Origin of the sequence: Pseudomonas sp. SIMBA_068 (genome assembly GCF_046534705.1) — a bacterium.
In the GTDB taxonomy this organism is placed as follows: domain Bacteria; phylum Pseudomonadota; class Gammaproteobacteria; order Pseudomonadales; family Pseudomonadaceae; genus Aquipseudomonas; species Aquipseudomonas putida.
The window spans coordinates 1-239 of the sequence record NZ_JAWRYI010001530.1 but is presented as its reverse complement, the minus strand read 5'-3'; the positions used below and the strand labels follow the sequence as shown (position 1 = coordinate 239).

At 52.7% G+C, this 239-nt stretch carries 1 other RNA gene; it reads left to right on the top strand.

Features of this window, described 5'->3' with window-relative positions:
* The first annotated feature begins 61 nt into the window (after positions 1-61).
* Positions 62-193: non-coding RNA, RtT sRNA (locus tag SB756_RS34800), on the top strand.
* Positions 194-239 lie beyond the last annotated feature (46 nt).

Here is a 239-nt window from a genome sequence, read left to right as displayed (position 1 = left end):
ATCCTTCCCCCACCACCATAATTCACCACAGCGATGTGGTAACTTCGGTGAGATTGTGAAAGTTTGCACTCATCGGGGAAGGGTGAGAACCTTCGACTAAGGTTCGATTCGAGCGAAAGCGAGAGAACGTTGCCACAGGCAACGGCCCGAAGGGTGAGGAGCGAAGCGACGAATAATCCTTCCCCCACCACCATCTCAAGCATTACCTCGAAATTTGAATTACCCCTGGTGGGGTTCCC